7 protein-coding genes are annotated in these 6,552 nt (G+C 70.4%); all 7 read left to right on the top strand.

Features of this window, described 5'->3' with window-relative positions; all coding sequences use genetic code 11:
- The first annotated feature begins 284 nt into the window (after positions 1-284).
- The 7 genes from ACFXPX_RS39055 (at position 285) to ACFXPX_RS39025 (ending at position 6,311) form a co-directional block, all read left to right on the top strand.
- Positions 285-941 (top strand): HAD-IA family hydrolase, encoded by a 657-nt coding sequence (locus tag ACFXPX_RS39055; protein ID WP_380524819.1) that lies wholly within the window; start codon positions 285-287, stop codon positions 939-941.
- Between the two features lie 79 nt (positions 942-1,020).
- A complete protein-coding gene (locus tag ACFXPX_RS39050; RefSeq protein WP_380524818.1) occupies positions 1,021-2,229 on the top strand; it encodes a helix-turn-helix domain-containing protein in 1,209 nt (402 codons plus the stop codon).
- Between the two features lie 183 nt (positions 2,230-2,412).
- The gene (locus ACFXPX_RS39045; protein ID WP_380524817.1) at positions 2,413-2,919 is read left to right on the top strand and encodes a hypothetical protein; all 507 of its coding nucleotides are present in this window, start codon (positions 2,413-2,415) and stop codon (positions 2,917-2,919) included.
- A 31-nt stretch (positions 2,920-2,950) separates the two neighbouring features.
- On the top strand, positions 2,951-3,400 hold the full coding sequence (locus ACFXPX_RS39040; RefSeq protein ID WP_380644743.1) for an ATP-binding protein: 450 nt from the start codon (positions 2,951-2,953) through the stop codon (positions 3,398-3,400).
- A gap of 143 nt (positions 3,401-3,543) precedes the next feature.
- On the top strand, positions 3,544-4,350 hold the full coding sequence (gene dapF, locus ACFXPX_RS39035; protein ID WP_380524814.1) for a diaminopimelate epimerase: 807 nt from the start codon (positions 3,544-3,546) through the stop codon (positions 4,348-4,350).
- Entirely contained in the window at positions 4,347-5,426 is a 1,080-nt protein-coding gene (locus tag ACFXPX_RS39030) for an ATP-grasp domain-containing protein (RefSeq protein WP_380644742.1), read from the top strand. Before dapF ends, ACFXPX_RS39030 begins: the two co-directional genes overlap by 4 nt.
- 27 nt (positions 5,427-5,453) lie before the next feature.
- Positions 5,454-6,311, top strand: a complete 858-nt coding sequence (locus ACFXPX_RS39025) for a glutamate ligase domain-containing protein (protein WP_380524812.1) — start codon at positions 5,454-5,456, stop codon at positions 6,309-6,311.
- The last annotated feature ends 241 nt before the right edge of the window (positions 6,312-6,552 follow it).

Genomic DNA, 6,552 nt, shown 5'->3' with positions numbered 1-6,552 from the left:
CCCCGCCCCAAGGGCCCGGGCCCTAGGCCACCGTGCTCGGGTCGGGTCGGCCCCGCGGCCGCGCCTGAGCGCGCCGCAATCCCTTTCCCCGGGGCCCCCGCCCACCCCACGTCGTGGAGGCACAGCCCGTGCCAAGCAAGAGGGCAGGTCCATGCAGTGTGCTTACTTGCGGTGAGGCCTCGCAGTTCGGCCCCGCCGTCCACCACGGCGGGGCCGACCGGTGGGACCCGCCCTCTCCGCGGGTACCTTCGCGGTACGGCGACGAACCCCGAAGGGAACTCATCATGGCGCAACCAGTAGCACCCGTCAGTCCCCCGTCCGCATACCGCGGCTTGATCCTCGACTTCGCCGGTGTTCTGACCACGGATGCTCTCGCCGTTCACCGCGAGTGGTGCGTCAGTCAGGGACTTGACGCCGAGGCATGGCGCCGCACGCTGAACACCCATCCGGTGGTTCGGCAGCTGTACGTTGACCTGGAACGTGGCGCTCTCAGCCAGGCGGACTGGAACCGGCAGGTCGCGCCGTATCTCGGTCTGGCCGACCACGAGAACCTGATGGGCCGGGCGTGGGCCGGGGTCCGGGCCGCGGCCGACATGGTCACCCTTGCCAAGGCGGCGCGTGAGGCCGGCTACGTGGTCGCCCTGCTGTCCAACAGCTTCGGACTGGACCCCTTCGACCCGTACGCTGCCTGTGGCGTCTGGGAGTTGTTCGACGTGACCGTGGTGTCCGAGCTGGAGGGCATCGCGAAACCAGACCCGGCGATCTACCGGCTGGCGCTGGAGCGGATGGGCCTGTCAGGCGAGGTGTGCGTGTTCGTCGACGATCACCCGGTGAACCTGCCGCCGGCCGAAGCGCTCGGTATCACGACGGTGCTCGCCGACGGCCGGCCAGAGACCGTCGCCCGGATCGCATCCCTGCTCGGCATCGGGGCCTGCGTCTGAGCCTCCCGCTGTACGGTCATACCCGCACACTACGGAGGTACCGCCCCGGGAAGGCCATCACCTGAGACGGAGTCAGCCTGTGACCCTCTGGGCAGAACGCACCACGGCGGAACGAGTCAAGATCCTGCGAGGCCGGGAGGTCACACAGGAAGACCTGGCCGAGAAGTCCGGGGTCTCCCTGGGCACGATCCGAAAGCTCGAACAGGGGGGCAACCTCTCGCTCCCTTCGCTGATGAAGGTCGCTGTCGGTCTCGGCACCGACGTCTCAGTGATCCTCGGACAGCAATCCCCGCGCCGAGGCATGGCCCTGGAGGAACGCTCGGCCCTACGCGCAGTATCAGCTGCCGTCCACGACACCGGACTCGGCATCGGCACCGACGTGGAGCCCGGCAGTCTGGAAGACCTGCGAGACGCGGCACGGCGCGCTGACGCCGCGTTCTGGAGCGGACGCTACGTCGAGCTCGGCGCGATCCTGTCCCTCCTGCTGCCGGAGGCACGGGCGCTCTACGACGCCACCACACCGGATCGACGCGAAGCCGCCGGTGGAGTCCTCGCCGATGCCTTCCAGACTGCTGCCGTCATGGCCAATATCCTCGGCGCCCGCGACCTCGGGTACACCGCGATCACCCACGGCCGAAACGTCGCCGACCAGGTGGGTGACGGCCTCCGCGCGGCCCACCTGATGGCCTCGCTGTCGTGGATCTGCCTGCGCGATGGCCACACTGCCAAGGGCGTCCACGTCGCCGAGCAGTCCGCCGCCAAGGTCGAGCCCCGCATGTCCGACAGCGACCCGGACCGGCTCAGCGTGTACGGGCAACTGGTCACGAACGCGGCCGTCGCCGCGTCCCGGGGCGGCGCGAGCGCGGACACCGCCCGCGACTACCTGAGCCAGGCCCACGCCGTCGCGGCCCGGATCGGCCGCGAGCACGCCCGGGGCGGCCAGGGCCAGCCGTTCGGCCCGTCCTACGCCGCCACGCAGGCCATGTCGGTGGCGACGGCCCTGGGTGACACCGCCGGAGCGCTCAGGCTGATCGAGACGACTCATCTCGATCCCGGCATGCCGCTGTCCACCCGCGCCAGGTTTCACCTGGACATCGCCCTGACGCGGACCGAGACACGGCAGTGGGAGGCAGCGGCCGCAGCGCTGAAGGCAGCGTGCCGGATCGCCCCGACATGGGTCCGGCACCAGGCACTCCCCGGAGTGATCACGGACCGGATCGCCGACGTGTCTGTGGCGATGGCGACGAGCGTTGCGCAGGCCGCCGGTGTTCCACTGGTGATCAGATAAGCCCTCCATGTCGGACCATGGTGTCCGCGACCTGCTGGTATACGCAGCTACCACGCCCCGTAACGCCCAGCCGTAACAACCGCCGCGGGTACCACTGAACGTGGTAGTCGGCCGTGTGCGAGTTCTCCGGCTACCACGACCCATGTATTCACCGACGGTGAATGGTCGGTGACAGTGGTCGCCATGACCAGCGACCACCCCCGACCCGTCGGCCGCGCCCCCGTCGCCATCTACATCTGCTCCGGCGACGAACCCGCCGCCGATCTCATCGCCGCCCACGTCCGCGTCTTCGCCAGGGCCCGCCGGTGGACCGTGGCCGTGCTCGCCGTGGACAGCAACCCCACGCAGCCCCTCGCCGAGCGACCCGGCTGGCAGGCCATCACCGACGCCCTGTCGGAGAACAGGGCCTGCGGGGTCGTCACCTGGACCCGCGACATGATCCATGACGACCCTCTGAACAGCCCCGGCCGACAGTTGGCCGCCTTCGACCGGCTCGCCACCGTCCTGCTCGAGCGCGGCGCCTTTCTCACCACTGCCACGCACCCGGGCACCCCGGCCGGAACCGTGCCGGAGCGCCGCTCCCCGGGCGACCACTGGCGGCGGCGTGACCTCGCGTCCTCGGCCGCGGGCCTGTTCATTCCCCGCCGTGCAGCAGGACGAGGTACCGACCCGAGGACCTCCGGATGCTGACCCGTACGGTGACAGCCGCCCGGGAGCAACGATGAACACCACCCTCGAACGGCCCCGGGAAGCCGAGGGAGCGCCCTCGGCAACCCGTCCTGCACCGGCCACCATGCGGCTGCCGTACGCCTTCCGGTCCGCCCGCGCAGCCCGCCTCATGGTCAACGCCAAGCTCATCGAGTGGGGCTTGGAGGCCCTGATCGACGACGCCGAGCTGATCATCTCCGAGCTGGTGAGCAACGCGGCGAAGACCGGCTGCCGGACGTACATGATCGTCGCCGTCCGCCGACCCACCGTCGGAGTCGTGCGCCTGCTGGTCTCCGACGGCTCCGCGTCGCCGCCCGTGCGGATCGAAGCCGGTCCCTCCCACGAATCCGGACGAGGACTGGCCCTGGTACACCACCTCACGAAGGCCAAGTGGGGCGTCCGACTGTGGCCGCACGGCAAAGTCATCCACGCCGACCTCGGGGTACCCAGCGAGTTGGCCTGACGGCACCCCTCGGACTCCGCCCGGCGTCCCGGGCGGATCCGGTGCCGGCCGAAAGCCTCCCCCGAGCGGCGGCCGGCACCTCCTTCACGGCGCGCTCCCACCACAGCGCCCTGCATCCCGATACCCACGTGAGGAGGACCCCTTTGAGCACTCCCTTCCGGAAGATCCACGGAGCCGGAAACGACTTCGTGCTGCTCAACGGCGCCGACCAGGACACCGGCCGCGACTGGCACGACATCGCGGTGAGGCTGTGCGCGCGCCGAACCGGTATCGGCGCCGACGGTCTGGTGGTCAGCACGCTGATCAGCAGCGCCCCTCCGGTCCTGGAGGTCTCGTGCTTCAACGCCGACGGGTCGATCGCAACGATGTGCGGCAACGCGCTGCGGTGCTCGGCCTGGGCTGCGGCCGAGGACTTCGGCTTCGACACGATGACCCTCGTCATGGCCGGGGTCGAGCACGAAGCGACCGTCACCCGTGAGGCTGTGGCGATCACCGCCGAAGTCGGCGCCGTCGACATGCGGGTGGTCGAGTCCGTGTGGGGCGGCCGCCCCTTCTGGTTCGACTCCGCTCACACCGGCACCGAACACGTGGTTGCCGTCGTAAACGACGTGGACGGCCTCGACGCCGAGGCGTGCGGACGTCTGATGCGCCACCACCCAAAGCTCGCCCCGCTCGGCGCGAACGTCAACTTCGTGGAGAGCATCGACCGGCAAACCCTCAAGATCCGCACCTATGAGCGCGGTGTCGAGGCCGAGACGCTCTCCTGCGGAAGCGGGGCTGTCGCCGCCGTCGTCATCGCGGGACGCCGTGGCCTGGTCACCGCGGGCCCCGTCGCCGTCCACAACCGCGCCGGAACCCCCCTCACCGTCGCCCCGCACGCCGATCGACCGGCCAAGTCGTACTGGGTCGCCGGCCCCGTCACCCTCGCCTACGAAGGAGTCATCTCGTGACCATCACCATCGACTGGCATGACACCGCCGCGCTGAGCAAGGAGATCCAAGCCGTACGGGAGCGCAAGTACCGCGGCACCAACGTGGGCCTGGTCTACGGCGGCGTCTCCGCCGAGGACCGCCTGTACCTCTCCAGGAGCCCCGTCGAGCAGATGTCCGTGACCGCGCTCTCCGAGTCCCTGGACACGATCGGTACCGCATTCCGCGTCCTGGACCCGTGCGAGCCCGGGTTCGTGTCAGAGCTGCTCGGCGTCGACATCGTCCTGTCCAACCTGCACGGGCCCTTCGGCGAGGACGGCCGGCTCCAGGGACTGCTGGACTGGCTGCGCAGGCCGTACTGTGGCAACGGTGTTGCGGCGTCCGCCATCGCCGCCGACAAGATCCTCTGCAAGAGGTACATGAAGGGGCTCGGCGTGCCGACTCCGCCGTGGCAGGTGTGGACCGGCGGCAGCGCTGTGACCTGCGGCGGGCTGCCCATGATGGTCAAGCCGACCATGGGCGGATCGAGCGTCGGAATGAGCCTGGTCCGCACCACCGAAGAGCTCACCGCCGCACTCGAAGAAGCGACCCGCACCGACCCCTCGCCGGTCCTGGTCGAGCATTACATCTCCGGGACACCAGTGACCGTAGGACTGCTGGAACTTCCCGGCGGCGTCCTGGCGTTCCCGCCGCTGGCCACCGAGGTCCAGCAGGCCGATTTCTACGACGCCGACACGAAGCTCGACGCCGACGGCCGCGGCGGCGTGTCCGTGACGCTGGCGGACCTGCCGCCGTCCATCCTGCGCACGCTCACCAGGCACGCCAGGACCCTGTGGGAAGGTCTCGGCTGCCAGGGGGGCGCCCGGGTCGACTTCATGGTCACCGCCGACGGCGAGGTGTTCGCCCTCGAGGTGAACACCACCCCCGGCATGTCGCGGGACAGCAACTTCGCCGCCGGAGCGTCGATGTGCGGCCTGACCCATGAGGACGTCGTTCGCGCGATGCTCCACCAGGCCCTCGCCCGGCCGACCTACGATGTGCCTCTGCCCGTCCCGAGTATCGGTGCCGTCCCGGCCCAACTGGACGCCACCGTCTGAACGATAACGCTTCGGAAGGTCGCCGCCATGCTGCATGTCCACGAGGTCCCGATGTGCCGTCAGCTCGTCCCCGTTGAGGAGTGGGAACAGCAGGGCGGCATGGAGCTCGGGGACCGGCTCACCTGGTCGAACCGAGCCTGCGGCATGGCGGCCCTCCGCATGATCCTGCTCGCCTACGGCAAGGAGCCCCCCACTCTCACCGAGCTCATCAAGATCGGCGTCAAGCGCGACGCCCTGACCGACCGAGGCTGGCTGCACGCGGGGATCGCCAAGATCGCCATCGACTTCGACATCGCCGGTCAGGCCGAGCCGGTGGCGGCCGAAGAGCTGACCGACCAGCTGGCGAAGGCACCGCTGATCATCTCCGTGACCGAGCAGTTCCCCACCGACGGCCGCCGCGGAGGACACCTGGTCGTCGCCCACGGCTTCGAGAGCGGCGACGACCAGGTCATCCACTTCCGGGATCCCTCGGCGTGGGGCCAGGACAACGACCGCGTACCACTGAGCCGCCTCGCCAAGTCCTACACCGGCCGCGCCATCACCTTCCCGCCCCTCCCGGCGGCCGGACGCACGATCGCCGTTCTCGGCGAGATGGGCGAGCTCGGGGAGGACTCCGTCTCCGCACACCGCGAGATCGGCCGGTACGTCGCCGAACAAGGAATCGACCTGCTGATCGCGGTCGGCGGTGACCTGCCCAAGCAGCTTGCCCTCGCCGCCGCCGCGCACGGCACCGACGTGGCCCTGGTCGCCGACGCCGAGACCGCAGCCGCCTACCTTGAGAGCATCGTACGGCCCGGTGACAAGGTGCTGGTCAAAGCCTCCCGCTCCGCGATGCTGTGGCAGGTGTGCCAGCAGCTTCTCGGCCAGAAGGTCACCGGCTGGTGACCGCGTCAGGCCTCTGAAAGCCCTGGCAGGTCAACTGCATCCGGGCCGCCTCGACCCCACACAACCCCGGTGTCTCCGGTGCCTCCCCTGCCTGGTATCCGCAGACGGCTCGGGCCTTCTCCAGCGGCGGGGGGGGGGGGGCGGCCCCCGCGCGCGCCCCCCCGCGAGCCCGGCGGCCCCCCCCCCCCCCCCCCCCCCCCCCCCCCCCCCCCCCCCCCCCCCCCCCCCCCCCCCCCCCACG

Origin of the sequence: Kitasatospora sp. NPDC059146, assembly GCF_042786665.1 — a bacterium.
In the GTDB taxonomy this organism is placed as follows: domain Bacteria; phylum Actinomycetota; class Actinomycetes; order Streptomycetales; family Streptomycetaceae; genus Kitasatospora.
The sequence above is the reverse complement of the archived record's forward strand: the minus strand, read 5'-3'. Positions and strand labels throughout refer to the sequence as shown.